Source organism: Nostoc sp. (assembly GCF_036917935.1).
Lineage (GTDB): Bacteria > Cyanobacteriota > Cyanobacteriia > Cyanobacteriales > Nostocaceae > Nostoc.
The window spans coordinates 118,567-141,126 of record NZ_JBALEL010000040.1 but is presented as its reverse complement, the minus strand read 5'-3'; the positions used below and the strand labels follow the sequence as shown (position 1 = coordinate 141,126).

Genomic DNA, 22,560 nt, shown 5'->3' with positions numbered 1-22,560 from the left:
GGTACTAAGAATCCACAGACCTTTTTAAGAGCTTTGGGACCAGAACCCTGGGCTGTTGCCTATGTTGAACCCTGTCGTCGCCCGACTGATGGACGTTACGGTGAGAACCCCAACCGCTTCCAACACTATTATCAGTACCAAGTTTTGATTAAGCCGTCACCAGATAATATCCAGGATATATATCTTGATTCATTAAGGGCTTTAGGTATTCGTCCTGAAAACCATGATATTCGGTTTGTAGAGGATAACTGGGAAGATGCGACGGTGGGAGCTTGGGGCACTGGGTGGGAAGTATGGTTAGATGGGATGGAAGTTACTCAATTTACCTACTTCCAACAGTGTGGAGGAATTGATTGCCGTCCGGTGTCGATTGAGATTACATACGGGTTAGAGCGGCTGACAATGTATCTCCAGCAAGTAGAAGCATTTACAAAGATCCAGTGGACGGATAATATTACTTATGGCGATGTTTACCTTCAGGGAGAGATTGAGCAGTGTACATACAACTTTGAAGCGTCAAATCCTGAGTTGCTACTGACACTATTTAATTTGTATGAGCAGGAAGCTACCCAATTGACGGAGCGAAGGTTGGTCTTGCCGAGCTTAGATTATGTAATGAAGTGTTCGCATACGTTCAATCTGCTAGATGCTAGAGGTGTGATTTCGGTGACGGAGAGAACTCGCTATATTGCCAGGATTCGGCATTTGGCTAGGAAGGTAGCTCATTTATATGTTGAGCAAAGGGAGAAGTTGGGTTTTCCGTTGCTCAAAGATACTGTGAGTTCAACAAAAAGCTCAATATCCTAAAGGGTGCGGTTACACGAACTAAGTACAGCCTTTGTGTAAAATCGTAAGGTTTTTGAAACGCAGAGGAACGCAAAATAAACGGAAAGGTACGCAGAGTTTTGCCAAGTTTAATTCGCTACGACTTTATTTTCTGTTTATCGATGCTGCGCTGAGGTTTAAGCTAGGTATATCTTTATGATGCGGCTTTTGCTAAAGGACAGAAATACGGTTAAATATTGAGTCTAAAACATTAAAGCTACAAGGATAAGGCCCGCCTGTGCGGGCTTTGTTTGTATAAACTTGATGGACTATATTTCACCACAAGGATAAAAATTTTTCGCTGTTGCTGATTAGTAGAGATGAAAAACTCACGCAGAGGCGCTCCAAGCGCAGATAATAAGAGTTTGGAATATTTGATTTTTGAATTTCATAACCAAATTCGGCATTGCCGATTTTTATCTATTGCTGCCCTAGCTATTTTTAAGTCAGCTGCAAATTCGGGTTGTCAGGTGCTTTTACAAAAATCTTATGATTCAAACCAATGGTGTAATTATTTGTCTTGGCTATATTTTCGGGTTGCTGTTTACAGCAGTTCCTTGGGGTGGTGTGTGGATTTTGTTTCTGGGGATAGTGGGAGCAATTCTTTTTAGAAGAGGCACCACACTACGACAATTTGCTCAGAAACCAGAAAATGCTGGAAGCAAAAATAAGGCAGTGCCTAACACTTGGCAAACTAATCCGCATCCTCGAATATGGCTAGCTGCTGGCTTGGTGGGATTATTGGCAACTCTATATTTTCAATGGCGAGTGCCGCAACCGGGTGCAAAAGATATTAGTCAGTTCGTCCCAACTGGAAACAGCAGTAATCAAGAACAACTTGTGATTATTCGCGGCAAAGTAGCCAGTAATCCCCGCTTGACTCGCAGTCAGAGAGGACAATTTTGGCTGGAAACGACTCAGTTAGATGAGGTCAAAAATGATAAAGGTTCAGCAGGTGTCCCAAAAGGGGTTACAGGCAAATTGTATGTGACAGTGCCTATACTTCAAGCTACTGGATTATACCCTAGTCAAGAAATTGCTGTGACTGGGATTTTATACAAACCAAAGGCGGCTTCCAATCCTGGTGGTTTCGACTTTCAGAAGTTTCTCAAGCAAGAAGGAACGTTTGCTGGTTTGATTGGGCGACAAATAAATGTTTTGGATCAGGAACGGAAATGGGGATGGTGGCAGATTCGCGAGAGAATTGTGCGATCGCAAGTTCGTTGGTTGGGTATTCCTGAAGGACCTCTGGTCAGTGCAATGGTTTTAGGCAGCAAAGCTGTTGATTTACCCTACGATATCCGCGACTTGTTTGTACAAGCCGGATTAGCTCATGCTTTAGCAGCTTCTGGGTTCCAAACTTCCTTGATTTTGAGTGTGATCTTACAGTTAACGAGGCGGGCAAAAAAAGGAACGCAATTTATCCTTGGCTTTTTGGCTTTAATAATTTTTCTGAGTTTAACAGGTTTTCAACCTGCGGTTCTCAGAGCCGTAATTATGGGTTTTGCGGCATTAGTTGGTTTGCTATTAAAAAGGAAGGTAAAACAGTTCGGATCATTACTATTAGCAGCAACTTTGTTATTAGTGTTTAATCCTCTATGGATTTGGGATTTAGGCTTTCAATTGAGTTTTTTAGCAACACTGGGATTAGTCGTAACAGTACCTGCATTAGTCAACGGACTAGCATGGCTGCCACCTGCGATCGCTGCTTTGATTGCCGTTCCCTTAGCCGCTACTATTTGGACTTTACCTGTGCAACTTTTTGTATTTGGGGTTGTACCATCTTATAGTTTTTTCCTGAATGTGGTTAGTACTCCATTAATTTCAATTATTAGTATAGGTGGAATCATCAGTGCTTTAGTAGGTTTAATTTGGACTCAGGCTGGAAGTTTTTTAGCTGCGGTGTTGCATTACCCTACTGATTGGCTAATTAAACTAGTGGAATTTTTTAGCAAGCTGCCAGGAAATTCTGTTGCTGTAGGTAGCATATCTAGTTGGCAGCTTTTGGCAATTTATTTACTAATTATACTAGTTTGGCTAGTGCCTTGGTGGCAGCGGCGGTGGTGGTTTGCTAATGTGATTGCCATTGGTTTAGTATTCATCCCCCTTTGGCATTCTACAAATACATTGTTTAGGATAACGGTATTAGAATCTGGTACGGAACCAATTGTAGTTGTTCAAGATAGAGGTACTGTAACTGTAATTAATAGTGGCGATGAGGGTACAGGGCGCTTTACAATCCTACCGTTTTTGCAACAGCAGGGTGTAAATCAAATAAATTGGGCGATCGCAACTGATTTTCAAGGCAATGAAAGTAATGCTTGGTTTGAATTAATGCAACGTTTACCAATCAATAACTTTTATGAATATTCCTCAAAAGCAGATAATTCCATTACAAGTCAGGCAATTCAACAGGAACTACAAAAACATCAAGGAATTTATCAATCTTTGGCAGTTGGTCAAGCTGTGAAGGCTGGTTCGATAGTAGCGCAATTAATCAACGACCAATTACCTATTTTACAATTGCAAATTTTAGATCAGAATTGGTTATTAGTAGGTAATGTTAAATCTAAAGAGGTACAACAACTAGTTAAAAATGGAAGTTTGCCTCGCCCGCAAGTACTTTGGTGTGCCCCTGAGTCCTTGAAAGATTTAGTTCTTGCTCTGCAACCAGAAGTAGCGATCGCTTCTTCTGCCAACCTTGATCCAAAAACTGTATCTGAACTCAATCAAAGCCAAACTAAGCTATTTTTTACAGGACGAGATGGAGCTATTCAATGGACGCCTAATGGTCAATTTGAGGCGTTTATTGAATCAACAGAAAACAAATCATCTGTTTTATAAAAAACTCACAAATTCAGTGAATTAAAAAAAGTTGTATCAAATCTATGACAATCTATTTTTATAGTACTCGCGAAGAATATGGCTGTTTCTCTAACTTTTCGCCCCACGGCTTTGAATTAGATGGATTGTATTGGTCAACTAGCGAACACTACTTTCAAGCGCAAAAGTTTGTGGGTACACCTCATGTAGAACAAATCCGCCTAGTTAAAACACCTAAAGATGCAGCAAGAATGGGGCGTGAGAGAACGCGTCCCCTACGTCAAAATTGGGAACAAGTTAAAGACGATATCATGCGACAAGCTGTGCTATGTAAATTTCAAACTCATACAGATATCAGGGATATCTTACTTTCTACAGGCAATACAGAAATTGTTGAAAACTCGCCTATCGATTTTTACTGGGGTTGCGGAGCCGATGGGAGTGGTAAAAATATGCTAGGAAAAATTTTAATGGAGGTGCGGGAGATCCTGCACCTTACACACAGCAAAGATATTGAGAATAAAACTGTTAAATAATCTTGTTGCTATGAATGCTTGCCCCAGTATCGACTCGTAGAATTGGAGTTGAAGGATAAAAAAGCAATTAAAGGCGTGAGATTCAGATTACTCGGCTTAAATTTATAGTAGTATATTGCCTTAAAAAAAATTTATATTTCCTACAGGACTTACACAAATAAGAGTCGAAGCCCTGATTTTCATCTGTAGTACGAGCAATTCCTGAATTGTATCTACTACGTGTAGTTTTATATAAATCCTATTCTAGAAAGCAGTAATTAGACCTCTTGCAAAAGTCCCTAACACCCCAACCCCAACCCCTCCCCAAAGCATCGACGTGGGGTTCTTTATTTTTGATTTATGCAAGAGGTCTCTTCTTCAAAGGATTAACACTTTGTTTCTAAAGACGTATTTATATTTTAAAGTTGTCTAGTGGCTAAGTAACAACTATCGCAATCCTAAATAAGTTGTGAAAAATAGTTTTTTAATCAAACCACTCTGATGAAAGATGCATCCTGGTTTTGGGAACACTAGATTTAGCACCAGACTTCACAGGAAGGAGTTGATGTCTAAAGGCGAATAGAATAACAGATCGAAAAATACAGTTACCCTGCAATTACCCATAACATACCTAAAACCAGTGAAGCGTAATACAATTACCCATGAATTTGACTCTGGTTCACAAGCAGAAATAATACCTCCACAGGAAAATGATGACCATTTGTCGGAAGCGGCCAAGCTACTACGACAAGGAATTCAACAGCAGCAAGCTGGTGAATTAATAACGGCTATGAAGTATTTACAACAATCCTTGGGGCTGTTTCAGGCAGTTGGGGATTTGGAAAAACAGGCACAGATACTTTCTTTTTTAGGATTGTTAACTTACAGCGCTGGAGACTACAAAGGTGCTATCTCCTACTCCCAACAGTGTCTGTCTTTGCTCAATAACACCTCAGATTTAGCATTGCAAATGCAAGCACTTTCTCATTTAGGCAATGCATATCGTCACCTGAATGACCATAAAAAGGCTATTGAGTTTCTAGAAAAATGTTTGAAAATAACGCAACAACTGCAAGATAAACGGAGTCAAGTAGCAGCACTAAATAATTTAGGATTGGTGTATAAAGCTTTAGGCAACTTTACACAAGCCATTGAGTATCAGCAGCAAAGCCTAGAAATTGTGCGGGAACTCAAAGACAATTGGGGCGAAGAACAGGTACTCAAAAATTTAGGTAATGCTTGGTATGCTTTGAACAATTACCCAAAAGCGATCGCTTATTATGAGCAGTGTGTAGTACTATCACGCTCCTTAAAAAATGTTCGCAGTGCTTCTCAGGTGCTGAAGAATCTAGGCAATGCTTGTTATGCTTTAGGTGATTATACCAAAGCCATTAAGTATTATGAAGATCGGTTGCAATTAGCCAAAGAAATTCAAGACAAGCGTAGCGAGGAACAGTCTTTAAGTAGTTTAGCAGTTGCTTGTGAAGCTTTGGGTGACTATAATAAAGCAATTACATATTATGAAGAACGTTTGCTCTTAGCTAGGAATATCAAAGATCATCGCAGTGAAGAACAAGCTCTTGCCAGTTTGAAAGTCGCTTGCTACGCTTTGGGTGATTATGCCAAAGCTATGCAATATCAGCAGGGAACATCTCCAAATAGTTAAAAAGTAACACTGGGAAACAATTCAAAATTACTCGCACTGATCAATTCCCCCCATTGTATTTTGTTGTTGGAGATGTACGAGAACTTCCAATGTATCTACTTGGGGAAATTCTGCGTAAAAGTTACTCACACTCCAGAAGGGTTCGGGTGTTTCCAAAACTATTGTGCGATCGCCCCACTGTTCTAACCAAGGTAGCAATTTTTGTGGCGCGACCGGAGTACATAGCCAAACTGCTGCTGGAGAAAGCACTTTCATGGCAGTTGCCGCTACCGCTATTGTCATACCTGTAGCAATACCATCATCAACTAAGATCAGCGTAGCATCCTCTGCATTAAACTGCGGACAAGCAGGAATTAATTGAGCCTCAAGAGACTTAGCTAGGTTTATCGCTTTATTTAAAGCCACTTCTCGCCACCGCGCATCATGTTTAGGGCGAAATAGCTTTTGATCAGCCCAAAGAACATTTCCAGAAGTAGTCACTGCACCAATTGCTAACTCTGGGTTTTCTGGATGGCTAATCTTTTTTGCCACAACAATTGTCAACGGACAATCTAAAAGACGTGCTATTGGTGCCGCTACTGGTACACCCCCTCTTGGCAAAGCATAAACAATTGGTACAGGCTTTACCCCAGAATCAATTGTTTGCTGAGTCAAAACATCATGAATCACTCGCGCCAATACTTCACCCGCATGGGTACGATCGGCGAAAAGTGGGGTATGTGACATGGTTTCCCCCAGCATCTTAGAACGGCACTGCTTTTATCATGACTGAATTTTGTCTCAAATTAACTGATACAATAAGATTTGTATAAATAATTAAGTATTCAGCAAAAGTTTATTGTTCTGATCAATATCCAGCCAGAGGGCTATTTAACTCAGATATAACAGCTGGCGCTGATGCCAAAATCCTGATTTTCATGAGCAGCGAAACCCAACTCAGCCTCTTCGACGACTCAACTTTTAACCAACGAGAACTGATTCCTACAGACGCGAAAATTCCGATCGCTCCCGGAACTTATTCTGATATTACGGAGTTGACACAGCATTGCGATCGCTGTCACCGTTGTCCATTGGGAGACACTCGCACTCATGCTGTTGTCGGACGTGGCAATCTCAAAGCACCAATTATGGTTGTAGGAGAAGCGCCAGGTCAAAATGAAGATGAAACGGGTTTACCATTTGTGGGTAGATCGGGGCAATTGCTGGAGAAAATTTTGGCCTCGGTGAATCTGACTACTGAGCATGATGTATATATTGCCAATATCAATAAATGTCGCCCACCAGATAATAGAGTTCCCACTCCTGTGGAAGTGGCGGCTTGTCTACCCTACCTACTAGAACAAATTCGCCTAGTTGATCCCAAAATAATCCTGTTAACAGGTGCGACTGCTGTCAAAGGTATTACTGGCGATAAGCGGGGGATTACGAAAATTCGCGGGCAGTGGCTGGAGTGGGAAGGGCGTTTATGTATGCCAATTTTTCATCCTTCCTACTTGCTACGTAACCCTTCTAAGGAAAAAGGTGCGCCGAAATGGTTGATGTGGCAGGATATCCAGGCAGTGCGTGCGAAGTTAAACGAAATTCAAAATAATAGCTAATGCTTAATTCCCTCTTTTTTAAGGCTTGTTATTACTCACATCTTTTCAATTACTCGCTTGGTTGCTATCCCGGTTGGGAATAAATTCCAAAGCTAATAGCTAAAGTCTTCTCAAGAGGACTAAATACAAGATTTTAAGCGATGTAGATGACTAGACTCTGTGAAAGAGAAAATTTCACTCCACTAATTGCGATCGCTTATTTTAATTGAAGTGGAAGCTAGTTCTAGTTTTTTCTGTCGCAATATGACGACTTACTGACTCCTGAAAACCCGCAATTTGTTTAATCTGACCAGCTGGTAAGGGACTTCCAAGAAATAAATTATCCAAAGAAACGTAGACGCATTGGCGAAGCCTCTCGCAGAGAAGCGGCTTGCCGCAGGCTACCACTCCAGACGCAGAGAACACAGAGAGAAGAGAAATAGAGAGGATTTTTGCGTCAGTTTTGGGATATTTTTTTATTTGTCAGTCCCTAATGACTATTGTCTTTAACAGCAAAAACAATAATTATTACCACTATTAATAATTAATTGACAAGTTTTTTGCCGCAGATGTTAAATCAGATTTGCACCCATGATTTTTATTCTCTCAACACTTGCAATTTTACGTGTTTTAGGGAATGAAATAGCAAGGGGATAAACATGAAATTGAATTCCCTGCCCAACGCATTGGGGAGGGTTGGGGAGGGGTGAAACTGACGCTAAAACCTCAATTAATAAGTTATTTCAGACTTGTGTTTACAACTGTAGCCCCTTACTCTTGGCAAGGGGCTACAGTCGCGCGGGTGAGGTAGTTTGGTTATGGGTAATTGAGCAGACTTGATATTACCTTTTACCTTTTAATAGAGACGCGAAATTTCAAGTCTCTATTCGTCGTCGAAATCATCTTCGTCGTCTTCCTCTTCTTCCTCGTAATCGTCGTCGTCTGCTACTTCATCGGCGATTAATTCATCTTCCTCATCTAGAACTGACCTTTCTGCACGTCTGCTGCCAAAGCCAGATTCCCCAAGAGTAGGAGAATCTAAATTATAAGTGCGGGCTGTGCGGTCATCTAAGACCATATCTAGGGGGTCATCAACTTCATCTAAGACACTACTGGTAATTTCAGCAGCATAGTCATCGATCGCTCCTGGTTCATCATAGGTATTGTACCCAGTACCCGCTGGAATCAATCGCCCGATAATCACGTTTTCTTTTAATCCGCGCAACCAGTCAGATTTACCTTCGATAGCTGCTTCGGTAAGTACCCGTGTTGTCTCTTGGAAGGATGCGGCGGAAATAAAGCTGTCGGTGTTCAATGATGCTTTGGTGATCCCCAACAATACTGGGGTATATTGTGCCCTAGCACCGCCTGTAATTGCCATAGCTTCGTTCACCTGCTCAACTTGGCGCAGTTCCACCAATTCGCCGGGAAGCATTGTGGTGTCACCACCATCATCAATCCTGACTTTGTTGGTCATTTGACGAACTATCACTTCAATGTGCTTATCGGAAATATCAATTCCTTGAGACTGATACACCATTTGCACTTCATTCACCAAGAATGTCTGTACCTTTTGCAAGGCAAGACTAGCACAAGCATAGATTCCATCTTCGGAACCCAGGCTAAAGAAGATTTCCAAAATTTCGTGGGGATTGGATGGGCCATCAGTCAACGGTTGTCCCGCTAATACTGTTGCTCCATCTGGCACAATCAAATTTTGTCCTGGTCCCAGAGGATAATCTGTCACCACGCCATTTGATTCTACGACCTTGATGGCGATCGCTTCATCACCATCGCCGTAAACTACCTTAACTTCACCCGCCCGCCGACATAAAATGCACGCTTCTTTCGGTTTACGAGCTTCAAGCAGTTCCTCAATCCGGGGCAAACCTTGAATGATATCTCCGGTTTTGGCACGTTCAAAGACTAGCAACACCAAGTTATCACCCCGTTGTACCAAATCACCGTCTTCTATCTGCAACACAGCACCAGGGCTGACTCGATAAGGGCGACCTATGCGGCTAGTAATAATGTAGTTTTTAGTACTCAGAGCTGATTCCCCACCAGATGCAGCAGCGGCACTTTTAATATCTACTACCTGTCCTGATTCTGGGGCAAAAACTCCAGGAGCAACTTCTGTACCTTCTACTAGCAAGTCACCCACTTTCACCTTTGGCTGAGTACTAGTATTAATGGTGAGCCTGTCAACGTCGCGCAACACCAAGCAGCGACGCACGTTTTCGGTTCCTTTTTGGACGCCCCGCACTTCCCCGCCTTCTTTACACAAGATTTGGGTACGTGCGACTACAGAACCGGGGGCGATGGTTAGCCCATCGTGTACCTCAAGTGTCGTCTGGGTACTACCTTGGGTGGCATCGGCGGTAATGTCTCGACGAATTACCAAGGATTCCAAAATCACCAGTTGCAAACGCTGAACTTCTGGGTCTTCAGTATCCTGTACCAATTCAATATCTGCTGCAAGGGGTGAAGCATTGTGGTCTTGTTCCCCTTCTTGCTCAATTTCCAGCACTAGCTGGGTTCGCAGCAATTCCACACCTTCAACAGATTTGACGCGTTCTGAATCTTTGTAAGGTAGTCGCTGCACAGCCCGCAACTGAATCGATCGCCCGGTTTGTTGACTTATCGATGTAGTTGATGGCACATCTGGATTGTCAGGGACGGCAAACTCAACTACTGGACGGCTCAATAGGGCGGGCCCTTCTGGTGTCTCCACATACTGGATATAACGCAATTCCGTGGCGACGTTGCCTTGGAATTCCTCACCTGGTTGGATGAAGGTGTTATCTCGCCCGATAACTGATTCTGGATCGTCCACCATCAGCAGTTCCCCTGGCTTAACGACAACTTCCCGCAGGATGTCATTTTTCTGGGTCACTTCTACCACACCGCTGTTTTGGCAGAAGATATCCTTCACTACCTCAGTGCCAGCTTCTACAAACTGACCGTCTTCCACCAACAGCAAGGAGATATCTTTATTAACTTCGTGGCTTTCTTCGGGAATCCACAACAGGGTACCTCCCTGCACGACTTCATAACCCAGCTTGGCTTTGCCTTTTTTCTGGACTTCGACACCCGCGAATTTTAGGAATCCACCAGTGGTTGTGCGATAGCGGTCATCAATCAACTCAGCTACCACTTGACCATTTTGCACTTTTGTGCCTGGTGTAGCCCGGAGGTTAAATACCTGGTTGTTGCCAGTGGAAACTAAGTAGTTATTACGACCTTGGGAACTTTGGACTGTCACCGTTGCTTGGTCTAAGACCACAGAAGCGGTGATAATCTCAATTTCTCTGGTACTCTTACCTGGGGTAGCCTCGGGCAAGCGCACCACACCACCGTGCAAACTGCTTAACTTGGTTTCTGCTAAAACTCCATTAGAGGCGATCGCATCACCATTTTTGACAATCAATTCTGCACCAGGCGGCAAGTTGTAAACTTCCCCAGACAAAATCCAAATCAAACCACCGCGTGCGGCTGTGGTTGTGGTATTACCCTGACGGTCGGTTTTTTGTTCTGGAACTACTTCGGCAAATTGCACTTCTCCTGCCAAGTCAGAGGCAACATCTTTAACGGCTTTTTCTGTATTAGTCCGAGTTGTGCGTCCACCGAGGGCAACCTCTGCCAACAACTGACCTTGTTTTACCTTATTGCCATCAAATACATATAGTGTTGAACCTTGAGTCAGATGAACCTCCTGGTTCTCTGGGGTAACATCACCTTCTTTTTTCGGCTCCAAAAGCAGGATGCCATTAGCCTCAACATAGAGAGCATCTTCTCCGTGGCGGGTACGATACGTTCTAGTCTTCAGTTTGCGGGGAAGCTTGACAGTCCCATCAATTTTAGAACGAACTTGTTGCGCCACTTCCCCAGTAAACACACCACCCGTGTGGAATGTCCGCATAGTTAACTGGGTACCAGGTTCGCCGATACTTTGGGCGGCAATAATCCCCACAGCTTCGCCCAAGTCCACCATCTTAGCGTGGGCTAAACTCCAACCGTAGCAGTGTTGACAGACAGAACGTGCAGCTTCACAAGTTAGGGGCGATCGCAACACAACTGCTGCCACCCCAGATTTTTCAATTTTCTTGGCCAAGTCCTCAGAAATTGGGGAATTGCGTGGTGCAATCACTTCTTTTGTTACCGGATGCACCACATCTTCGCCAATGACCCGTCCCATCAAGCGGGTTGCTAGAGGAATCAAGGTTTTGGCACCTTCTGTCATTGGTCCGACAGTAAGGCCTCTCGTAGTGCCGCAGTCAAATTCCCGAATAATCACATCCTGCGATACATCCACCAACCTGCGGGTGAGATAACCAGAGTCAGCCGTCCGCAAGGCAGTATCCACCAATCCTTTTCTGGCACCGTAAGACGAAATAATGTATTCCGTCACAGTTAGTCCTTCACGGAAGTTGGTTTTGATGGGCAAATCGATAATTTCCCCTTGAGGATCTGCCATCAGTCCCCGCATCCCCACTAATTGCCGGACTTGGGAGATGTTACCCCGTGCCCCGGAGAATGCCATCATATATACGGAATTTAGGGGATTAGTCTTCTTGAAGTGAACAACTACTTCATCTTTCAAGGCTTCACTGGTACCATTCCAGGTATCGATTACCTTTTGGAAACGTTCTACTTCAGTGATTTCTCCCCGTTGATAACGGGTTTCAGTAGCGCGAATTTCTTCCTCAGCTGCTTCTAAGAGCAATCGCTTAGTTGGTGGTATCATCAGGTCATCTACACTGATGGAAACCCCTGCTTTGGTAGCGTAGCGAAATCCCAAATCTTTCAATTTGTCCGCCATCACTGCGGTTCGCGCTGTACCATAATTTGTAAAGGCCCAAGAAATTAAATTTCTCAGTTGACCTTTGTCAACCACACGATTGCGAAAAATCATTTTTTCGTTAGTCATTAATCATTAGTCCTGAGTCATCAATAATTAATAATTCGTAATTCGTAGTTCGTAGTTCGTAATTAATTCTTCAATTACGAATTACGAATTAGAAATTACGAATTAACTTGCTAGTGCTTCCTGAATGGCATTGTTGTAAATAACGCGGCCAGGAGTCGTGTATATATACTGCGAAAGTACATTGCCTTTAGCGTCTTGTCTGACTCGACGGAACTTATAGAGTAATGTGCGCGTACCATCCTCGTTTTCCGTCACTTTCACCGGTTCTGTATCCGGTTGGTCTGATTCTATTTCACCGTCAAACCTTACGTAAATATAGGCGTGCAAGTCAATTTGATCTTGCTGGAAAGCCATAATTACATCCTCTAGCGAAGAAAAGTAATTTCCTGCACCTTTTGTCGCACCGGGATTTTCTGCCGTTAAATAATAGGCTCCCAATACCATATCTTGGCTAGGCGTGATGATCGGTTTACCTGTGGCTGGTGACAAAATATTGTTAGAAGCCAACATTAACAACCGCGCTTCAGCCTGACTTTCTAAAGAAAGAGGGACATGTACCGCCATTTGGTCGCCGTCAAAGTCGGCGTTAAACGCTGGACACACCAGAGGATGCAGTTGAATCGCTCTACCTTCTACTAAAATCGGTTCAAAAGACTGAATACCCAAACGGTGCAACGTTGGTGCCCGGTTTAGCATTACAGGGTGTCCTTCAATCACCTCTTCCAGCACATCCCAAACACTAGGATCATTACGAGATATCAGCTTTTTCGCAGCTTTGATGTTATTCACCATGCCGCTACGAATGAGGCGGTTAATCACAAATGGTTGAAATAGCTCAATTGCCATTTCTCTAGGCAAACCGCACTGGTGAATTTTCAGCTTTGGCCCGACAACAATTACAGAACGTCCAGAATAGTCAACCCGTTTACCTAACAAGTTTTGTCGGAAACGTCCTTGCTTACCCTCAATAATGTCGGACAAAGATTTCAGTGGTCGGTTATTTGCTCCTACCACAGTGCGTCCCCGACGACCATTGTCAATCAAAGCATCCACTGCTTCTTGCAGCATCCGCTTTTCGTTCCGCACAATAATCTCTGGTGCCAAAATTTCTTGCAAGCGTGCTAAACGATTGTTGCGGTTAATTACCCGCCGATACAAATCATTTAAATCGCTCGTGGCAAACCGTCCGCCATCTAGTTGCACCATTGGGCGCAAGTCGGGGGGAATTACGGGAATAACTGCCATTACCATCCACTCTGGTTTGGAACCTGTGGCGATAAAGTTGTCAATTACCCGCAGTCGCTTAATTAACTTGGCTCTCTTTTGTCCCTTGGCGTTGCCAATTTCTTCTCGTAGGCTTTCCGCTTCTTGTTCTAAATTGATATCGGCAAGCAACCGCAACAGTGCTTCAGCACCAATACCTACCTCTACGCCTTGCAGTAGAGAATCTTCGCTATAAATTTGGTCTTCTATTTCCAACCACTGATCTTCACTCAGTAGCTGTTTGTAAGTTAAAGTTTCAGCATTACCTGGACTCAGGACAACATAAGAGTTGAAATAGACAATCTGCTCGACATCCCGTAAGGGCATATCCAACAGGATGGAAATATAGCTAGGAATGCCTTTGAGATACCAAACGTGAGCTACTGGTGCAGCGAGCTTAATATAACCCATGCGGTGGCGACGCACCCGTGACTCGGTGACTTCTACCCCACAGCGCTCACAGACAATACCTCTGTGACGGACTCTTTTATACTTGCCACAATGGCATTCCCAATCTTTCGCGGGGCCAAAGATGCGCTCACAAAATAAGCCATCCATCTCTGGCTTGAGAGTTCGGTAGTTAATCGTCTCTGGCTTGGTAACTTCACCGACTACTTGACCATTGGGCAATGTTCTCTCGCCCCACTGCCGAATGCGTTCAGGGGAAGCCAAGCCGATTTTTACGTAGTCAAACTGATTAGTTTGGGCAGGTCTCATACTTAATTCGTAATTAACAATTTCTAATTCGTAATTAACAATTTCTAATTCGTAATTAACAATTTCTAATTCGTAATTCGCAATTAATTATTCAATTACGAATTACGAATTATCAATTACGAATTATTCGTCGTCTTCCAGCGATTCGCGGGAAAGAGATTCATAAGTTGGTCGAGGAGGTGTGCGACGAGCTGATTGGTCTGCCATCAAATCGACTTCCACATCTAGGGAACTGCCGTCTGCTTGGGTTTCTACCTTGTGTACGGCAATGTCTAACCCCAATGATTGCAACTCGCGCATTAGCACCTTAAAGGACTCTGGGGTTCCAGGACGAGGAATTGCCTTACCTTTAACGATCGCATTTAGGGCTTCATTTCGTCCTTGCATATCGTCAGATTTAACTGTGAGCAATTCCTGTAAGGTGTAAGCCGCACCAAAGGCTTCCAATGCCCACACTTCCATTTCCCCAAACCGCTGACCACCTTGTTGTGCTTTACCACCCAAGGGTTGCTGAGTCACCAGTGAGTATGGGCCTGTGGAACGGGCGTGGATCTTATCATCCACCAAATGCACGAGTTTCAGCATGTAAGCCACACCGATAGTGATTGCTCGGTCAAAGGGTTCGCCTGTACGACCGTCATACACCATGATTTTGCCTGGGTTATCTGGGTTATATACCCAGTCTTTCCCTGTTTCGTCCCTTGCTTCTTGCAATTTGCCATGCACGATTCGGCGGGATGTCTCTTCACCGTACATTTCATCAAAAGGAGTAATCTTAAATCGTACTCCCAAGGTCTGACCAGCCCAACCCAAGAGGCACTCAAATACTTGTCCGACGTTCATCCGACTGGGTACACCCAAGGGGTTAAGTACAATGTCCACTGGTGAACCATCGGGCAAATAAGGCATATCTTCCGCTGGTAATATCCGAGAAATAATCCCTTTATTACCGTGGCGTCCTGCCATTTTGTCACCAACTTGGATTTTGCGTTTTTGGGCAACATACACCCGAACTACCATATTGGCTCCTGGTGGCAGTTCATCGCCTTGTTCACGAGTAAACAAGCGCACATCAACTACACGACCTTTTTCACCATTTGGTACTCGCAGGGAATTGTCCCGCACATCTCGTGCTTTTTCACCAAAAATAGCCCGCAACAGTTTTTCTTCTGGCGGTTGGTCAGATTCACCCTTGGGTGTGACTTTTCCTACCAAGATATCACCAGCTTCTACCCATGCCCCAATGCGAATGATTCCCTGTTCATCCAACTGACGCAAGGCATCTTCCCCAACATTGGGAATTTCTCTGGTGATTTCTTCTGGCCCCAACTTCGTCTGTCTGGCTTCAATTTCATATTTTTCAATGTGAATTGAGGTGTAGACATCATCCTGCACCAGTCTTTCAGAAATTAAAATTGCGTCTTCGTAGTTGTAGCCTTCCCAAGGCATATAGGCAACTACGATATTTTGTCCTAGCGCCAATTCACCGCCTTCAGTGGAGGAGCCATCAGCTAGCACCTGACCAGCAACAACACGTTCACCAATGCGGACGAGAGGTTTCTGATTTAAACAGGTGTCTTGGTTTGAGCGTTGGTACTTGGAAAGGGTGTACTTAATTTCGGGGGTTGCTGGTTTCGGACGGACACGAATTTCTGTGGCATCCACGTATGTGACATCGCCATCGGTACGCGATACAACCACCATCCCGGAGTCTCTTGCCCCTTGTGCTTCCAAACCTGTACCTACCAGAGGACGTTCTGGCTTGAGCAGCGGTACTGCTTGCCGTTGCATGTTCGATCCCATCAGCGCTCGGTTAGCGTCATCATGCTCCAAGAAGGGAATCATGCTGGTCGCTACCGACACAATCTGTACGGGAGATACTGCTACGTAGTCCACCTGTTCTGGTGTTGTGGTGGAAAATTCTTGGCGATAACGTACCGGCACTAGTGGCCCAATAATGTGCCCGGTTTCATCTACAGGAATATCTCCCGGAGCAACCCGCAGGTCATCTTCTTCATCGGCTGTCATGTAGGCTGGAGGCAGGTCAAATCTGACCCGACCATTTTCTACAGGTCTAAATGGTGTTTCTAGGAAGCCGTACAGGTTTACCCGCGCATGGGTTGCTAAGGAGCCAATCAATCCAGCGTTGGGGCCTTCTGGTGTCTCAATGGGGCAAATGCGTCCATAGTGACTAGGATGAATATCCCGCACGGCAAACCCAGCGCGTTCGCGGGTTAAACCACCAGGGCCAAGGGCACTCAGACGGCGTTTGTGGGTCAGTTCTGCTAAGGGATTTGTTTGATCCATGAACTGACTTAACTGGCTGGAACCAAAGAATTCTTTAATTGCTGCTACTAATGGTTTGGGGTTCACCAAGGAAGCGGGAGTTAGCACTTCAGCATCGGATACGGTCATCCGTTCTCGAATGATTCTCTCTAGGCGGTTTAAGCCAACTCGCACTTGGTTTTGCAGCAATTCACCGACGCTTCTCACCCGACGATTACCTAGGTGATCGATGTCGTCGATGTTACCAATATCATATTCCAGGTTGATCAGGTAATCTACAGCTGCCAAGATATCACCAGCAGTCAACACGCGCATTGTGTCTGGGACAGAAAGGCGCAATTTCTTGTTGAGCTTGTACCGTCCAACGCGACCAAGGTCATAACGTTTCGGGTCAAAGAAACGAGAGTCTAGGAGTTGTTGCCCACCTAAAACTGTGGGTGGTTCACCAGGACGCAGTTTGCGATATAACTCCATCAGGGCTTCCTCTTCAGAAAACTGCCCTTCTTTTTCAATGGTTTTTTGGAAATATTCTGGGTGGCGTAAGGCGTCAAAGATTTCGTTGTCTGATAAGCCTAAAGCTTTTAAAAGTACCTGGGCTGATAGTTTGCGGGTTTTGTCGATGCGTACCCAAACTAAATCGTTACGGTCTGTTTCAAATTTCAGCCATGCTCCCCGGTTGGGAATTAAGCTAGCGGAATAAGTACGTCGCCCGTTTTTGTCTATTTCTGATTTGTAGTAGACTCCTGGCGATCGCACTATTTGATTGACAATTACCCGCTCGGCTCCATTAATAATAAACGTGCCGCGATCGGTCATCAAAGGCAAATCCCCAATGAATACCTCTTGCTCTTTGATTTCCCCGGTTTCTTTATTAATCAGGCGTGTGGGAACATACATTTGCACAGCATAAGTACTATCCCGCCGTTTGGCTTCTTCGACGCTGTACTTTGGCTCCTTGAGTTTGTAGTTATGACCCAAAAAGTGCAGTTCTAATTTACCCGTATAATCTGTGATAGGACTAAAGGAGTTAAGTTCTTCTATCAGCCCTTCTTCCAAAAACCAGCGAAAGCTTGACCGCTGGATTTCAATCAAGTCGGGCAACAGAAAGGCGGGTTCCATATATGTTTCTTTAGTCATGCCTCTACCTTTGTCAACCTGGTTAAATTTTCCCTTGGACACTGCTGTTTGACGCTTCCCACTGCTAGCCAGTGTCCTTAGCTGTTTGGGAACTTTTTCTTACACACTTGCTATTTACAGGTGTGGGCAAACGTAGCGATTAAAGCTGGCTGCAATGAGCAATTTTGATAAGGGGAAATCGCCCTTAATCGGAATTAAATAATGGGTACTGGGTAATAGGGGGTGCCGGAGCAGAGGAGGAAAGAAGTTGTTGAAAGTCTTTCCACTCTGCACCCAATACTCCATGCTCCATACTCCATGCCCCGTACCCCATTTCAAAAAGAATATCCAGTTGAAATATTCCTGAATTTGATCTACTTTCCTCACTTCCCCTCCAAAAAGCGCGTTAATTTGCTGACGCCGCTCCACACAGTGTGTCTTAAATCCACCCCGCTGTTTATACTCTCAGTGATATCTTACATATCCTAAGACTGAGGGAATGATCCGCATCTTGTCGATTTTGAATCAGAATCACTTCATTTTGCTGGATTGTACTCACAAGGCAATTTTGTTTAACGATTTTGAATAGGTTCAATACACACCAAACCGATCTTGTGCAAAAGTCTAGCTCAATTTGGGTTGGCACGGTTAGTCATGTGTGGAGAGCATCCGCTTGTAGAGATTTGGAGGATGGCCAAGCCATAACAGCATGGAAAATTCAGATGAGAAGTTTTAGGCTCCTTCCTTTATCATTATGGCGCAAGCAAAATGTTTTTGAGGGAATAATATTAGCATATTTTTGTCCCCCTATAGTTTTATTTTTTTTAGCACAACTTAACAAAACACACTAGGACACGCTTGATATTGACAGACCGAATAAGTCACAGGCATTTTGGGTGGTTTGCTGAGCGATCGCCTCTACCGTTTCCTGGCGCAGTTTAGCTACTTGCTCGGCGACATACAGTACGTAGGCAGGCTCGTTGCGCCTCTCGCCCCGTTTCGGAACTGGAGCCAGAAATGGACAGTCTGTTTCAATCAGTAGGCGATCGCTACTCACCATCGCAGCTGAGGATTGGATCGCTTTGGCGTTTTTGAACGTTACCGTTCCGCTAAAGCTGATATAGAAGCCTAAATCGAGAAACCATTGAGTTTCTTCTGGTGTTCCTCCCCAGCAATGCATGACACCCCGCACTCTTTCTCCTTTGAGTTCCCGCCATTTTTGCAACACTTCTCTGGTTGCCACAGCAGCATCACGGCAGTGGATAATCACTGGTAAGTTTAGTTCAGATGCGATCGCCAGCTGTGACTCGAACACCATATACTGTTGCTCATAGTTATCAGCTTTGTAAAAATCCAGCCCCATTTCCCCAATTGCTACCACATTCGAGTCAGAACTCGCTAAAGTTTTGATTTTCTCGGCTGTCTCGGTATTCCATTTCTCAGCATCTAAAGGATGTAATCCCACAGCAAAGCTGATTTCGGGAAACTCTTGGGCGATGGATTGAATACTGGAAAACTCCTCTGGGTGAACACAGGAATGTACTAGACGCACTACACCTGCTTCTTGCCACCGCGATCGCACTGTTGCTAAATCCGACTGGAAACTATCAAAGTTGAGATGTACGTGCGTGTCTATCAGTTGCATCTTTTGTCCTTTGTTGTTTGTCCTTTCTCATTTGTCGTTTGTTTTGTTACCAATGACTAATGACTAAGGACAAATGACCAATGACTACTCAGCCGTTTGGGCGAGGGGTTTTAGTCTGTGAGCCAATCTTGACTTTTTCCTTGCCCCATTGTTGGGGTGAAGGACACCCCGTTTGATCGCTTTATCGATTTTGCCGTAAGCCTCGGATAACCGAGTCTGTACTTCTTGTTTTAATTCTGGGGTAGGATTAGCTGTATAGGCAGCTACAGCATTAAAGTAGTTCTTCATCAGCGTCTTCACTGCTGATTTGTAAGCTTTATTACGCAGTCGGTTACGTTCTGCGATTTCGGCACGCTTGAGAGCAGACTTTGTATTCGCCACAGTCAATTCCAAAAATACTATTATTAATTATGTACACACACTACTAGACTTACTAATATAGCATCCAAATTGCCAATGTTATAATTTCCTAAAAAAATTATGAGATTGGGTATTGGGTATGGATAAAGATCAATAGTTCCCTACTCCTACTCCCAAATTCAGTATTTCCTCAATTTAGGAAATGCGTTAAAATAAAGTACATCAAATAAAACTGTCACCCTAACTCACCACAGCCTGATTCAGCAATGTGATTGCCAATAAATATAATCTGTACTATAAGGCGGATGTATTGTTAAAGGCAGGAAGCGTAAAGAGCTAAATATCAGGAATTTTTAAGTATAGAACCGATATATCGTGTCTGTACACACATGAAAGAGTAAAAGTTAGGGAAATAAGTAAAAATTCTACTCAGACCCTACCCGCTGTAAATTCGGGAGATTGGATGTGTAAACACACCATCTGCACCCCGCCAAGAGTGAGGGGAAGGGCGTAAGGGAACGGGAAATGGCACGCCTGCTTCCTACCGCTAGCCTGTCAAGGCTTATAGGATTGAGAAATTAAGTCGCCTTCTCAAGCAAACTATACGCTGGTAGCCTTGAGAGTATCAAAAAAATCCAGGTTAAGCTAGAGAAGAGAATTAGAGTCAGCTTGCACACCCCAGTGGGTCAAGAGCAATACTAAATCTCAGGTGGCAATATTATAATTTTGGCATTGTCCTTACTCCATGCTGCGAATCATTACTCAGCAGGCAGACGTTAGAGCAGAACTACAACGGATCTGCGATCGCACCCATGACGAACAAGTGCTTCACAAAGAAGCAACGGTGCGGGAAGTTTTGCAAGCAGTGAAGCGCCAAGGCGACAAAGCTGTATTGCATTACACAGCCGAATTTGACAAACAAACCCTGAAAGCAGAAGAACTCCGAGTTACAGGCTCGGAACTAGATGCAGCCTATCAACAGGTGTCAAAGGAATTGCTTGATGCGATTCGGCTAGCTTGCCGCAAAATTGAAGCGTTTCATCGTCAGCGAGTACCGAAAAGCTGGGTACACTTTGGCGACGATGAAGTAGTGCTGGGCAAACGCTACACCCCCGTAGACCGAGCCGGGTTGTATGTGCCTGGTGGCCGTGCCGCCTATCCCAGTACAGTGCTGATGAATGCAATTCCGGCTCGTGTTGCTGCTGTACCCCACGTGGTGATGGTGACACCACCAGGCCCAGGGGGTGCTATTAATCCAGCAGTCTTAGTAGCTGCCCAAGAAGCAGGGGTGCAAGAAATTTATCGGATTGGGGGCGCACAAGCGATCGCCGCTTTAGCCTATGGTACAGAAACGATTCCGAAAGTGAATGTAATTACTGGGCCTGGTAACATTTATGTCACCCTTGCGAAAAAACTTGTCTATGGTACCGTCGGTATTGATTCCTTGGCAGGCCCCAGCGAAGTGCTGGTGATTGCCGATGAAACCGCAAATCCAGTGCATGTAGCTGCTGACTTGCTAGCCCAAGCCGAACACGATCCAATGGCGGCAGCGATTTTGCTGACGACAGATGCTGCTTTGGCGAAAAACGTCCAATTAGCCTTGGAAAGACAGCTAGTGGATCACCCACGGCGAATAGACACAGAAAAAGCGATCGCTCATTACGGCTTGATTGTCGTTGTGGAATCGCTCGAAGCAGCAGCAGAACTCTCAAATGAATTCGCCCCCGAACATCTGGAATTAGAAATCAAAGACCCTTGGGCATTACTACCACAGATTCGCCACGCTGGGGCAATCTTTTTAGGTTACTCAACACCAGAAGCCGTAGGAGACTATTTGGCAGGCCCTAACCATACCTTGCCAACTTCTGGTGCTGCCCGCTATGCTTCGGCATTAGGGGTTGAAACTTTCCTCAAGCACTCCAGTATTGTTCAATACTCCCAAACCGCACTGCAAAATGTGGCTGGTGCTATTGATGTGCTAGCAACAGCAGAGGGTTTACCTTCTCATGCTGATTCAGTACGACGCCGAATTCAGCAAGAAGAGTGATTTGGAATGCTTAATTTTTTCTTATAACTCAAACTTTGGATAGCGATACCTACGGTAAGCTACGCTAACGCACGCCATTTGCTATCCTGCCTTCAGCCATATTTTAAGCATCCACAAGTCGGGCATTGCCGAGGATAGTTTCTTGGAGAGAAAAACCCTCTCCAAGAAACTCGTGAAAAACTTTTCCAGACCATTAGCTACAACGCATTAGCATGAAAGCGGCGTGAAACTGACATAAGGCACAGCCTCAAATATATATAATTGGCAAATAAAAAATTGGTTTAGTGTCGCTACCGACGAATTTTGCTAGATACTTATGTAAGGGGTCTACTCTTTAGGAGACGAGAGCGGTGCTAAATAGTGTTTTGGTAGCTCTGGACGGTTCGGAAATTTCAGAACGAGTAATTCAGACTTTAGATAATTTGGCATTGTCAAAAGATGCCAAGGTTATTCTTTGTCATGTGTTTCCCACGCCAGAGTCAGAGATGGAAGTACCCGCTGATCGTCCTCAGCCAGAGTCGCCAACATTTTCTTATTTTCAGATTGAAAAACAACTGCAATCGTATCAGGAAAACTTATCAATCACTTGTGAGTTAGAACTAGTAACTGGTGATGCTGCCGAAGAAATTATTCGTCTTGCGAATATTTATAAAACCGACTTGATAATAATTGGCAGTCGGGGGTTGATGGGGATGAAGCGAATTGTTCAGGGTTCTGTTAGCAGTCAAGTTGTAGAAGAGGCTAATTGTTCAGTGTTGGTAGTAAAACCAAAGTAAAAATTTGCAAGGGG

General features: G+C 44.3%; 13 protein-coding genes. 7 read left to right on the top strand and 6 right to left on the bottom strand.

Translation table 11 applies throughout. The features are described from left to right. The 4 genes from glyQ to V7K62_RS18860 all read left to right on the top strand — a co-directional run. The coding region (gene glyQ / locus V7K62_RS18875) for a glycine--tRNA ligase subunit alpha (RefSeq protein ID WP_334866617.1) at positions 1-807 on the top strand (807 nt) is incomplete at its 5' end. A gap of 507 nt (positions 808-1,314) precedes the next feature. Next, positions 1,315-3,669 (top strand): ComEC/Rec2 family competence protein, encoded by a 2,355-nt coding sequence (locus tag V7K62_RS18870; RefSeq protein WP_334866615.1) that lies wholly within the window; start codon positions 1,315-1,317, stop codon positions 3,667-3,669. Positions 3,670-3,713: 44 nt separating this feature from the next. After that, positions 3,714-4,184 (top strand): NADAR family protein, encoded by a 471-nt coding sequence (locus V7K62_RS18865; RefSeq protein ID WP_334866614.1) that lies wholly within the window; start codon positions 3,714-3,716, stop codon positions 4,182-4,184. 619 nt (positions 4,185-4,803) lie between these two features. Then, positions 4,804-5,829, top strand: coding sequence for a tetratricopeptide repeat protein (locus tag V7K62_RS18860; RefSeq protein WP_442937308.1), 1,026 nt, complete (start codon positions 4,804-4,806; stop codon positions 5,827-5,829). Positions 5,830-5,856: 27 nt separating this feature from the next. On the opposite strand, the gene V7K62_RS18855 is transcribed toward V7K62_RS18860, so the two are convergent. Continuing rightward, positions 5,857-6,555 carry a phosphoribosyltransferase gene (locus V7K62_RS18855; RefSeq protein ID WP_334866612.1) on the bottom strand — a complete coding sequence of 233 codons (699 nt, stop codon included), beginning with the start codon at positions 6,553-6,555 and terminating at the stop codon, positions 5,857-5,859. 191 nt (positions 6,556-6,746) lie between these two features. Between V7K62_RS18855 and V7K62_RS18850 the strand changes: the two genes are divergently transcribed. After that, positions 6,747-7,427, top strand: a complete 681-nt coding sequence (locus V7K62_RS18850; RefSeq protein WP_334866610.1) for a uracil-DNA glycosylase — start codon at positions 6,747-6,749, stop codon at positions 7,425-7,427. Positions 7,428-8,289: 862 nt separating this feature from the next. On the opposite strand, the gene V7K62_RS18845 is transcribed toward V7K62_RS18850, so the two are convergent. From V7K62_RS18845 to rpsT, 5 genes are all read right to left on the bottom strand, one after another. After that, positions 8,290-12,336 (bottom strand): DNA-directed RNA polymerase subunit beta'', encoded by a 4,047-nt coding sequence (locus V7K62_RS18845; protein ID WP_334866608.1) that lies wholly within the window; start codon positions 12,334-12,336, stop codon positions 8,290-8,292. 102 nt (positions 12,337-12,438) lie between these two features. After that, a complete protein-coding gene (locus V7K62_RS18840) occupies positions 12,439-14,316 on the bottom strand; it encodes a DNA-directed RNA polymerase subunit gamma (protein ID WP_334866606.1) in 1,878 nt (625 codons plus the stop codon). A 123-nt stretch (positions 14,317-14,439) separates the two neighbouring features. Further along, entirely contained in the window at positions 14,440-17,739 is a 3,300-nt protein-coding gene (gene rpoB, locus V7K62_RS18835; protein WP_334866604.1) for a DNA-directed RNA polymerase subunit beta, read from the bottom strand. A gap of 826 nt (positions 17,740-18,565) precedes the next feature. After that, positions 18,566-19,363, bottom strand: coding sequence for a TatD family hydrolase (locus V7K62_RS18830; protein ID WP_334866602.1), 798 nt, complete (start codon positions 19,361-19,363; stop codon positions 18,566-18,568). Positions 19,364-19,447: 84 nt separating this feature from the next. Continuing rightward, positions 19,448-19,744, bottom strand: a complete 297-nt coding sequence (rpsT, locus tag V7K62_RS18825; protein WP_334866600.1) for a 30S ribosomal protein S20 — start codon at positions 19,742-19,744, stop codon at positions 19,448-19,450. Between the two features lie 724 nt (positions 19,745-20,468). Between rpsT and hisD the strand changes: the two genes are divergently transcribed. Further along, a complete protein-coding gene (gene hisD, locus V7K62_RS18820) occupies positions 20,469-21,770 on the top strand; it encodes a histidinol dehydrogenase (protein ID WP_334866598.1) in 1,302 nt (433 codons plus the stop codon). A gap of 350 nt (positions 21,771-22,120) precedes the next feature. Further along, positions 22,121-22,546, top strand: a complete 426-nt coding sequence (locus V7K62_RS18815; RefSeq protein ID WP_334866596.1) for a universal stress protein — start codon at positions 22,121-22,123, stop codon at positions 22,544-22,546. The last annotated feature ends 14 nt before the right edge of the window (positions 22,547-22,560 follow it).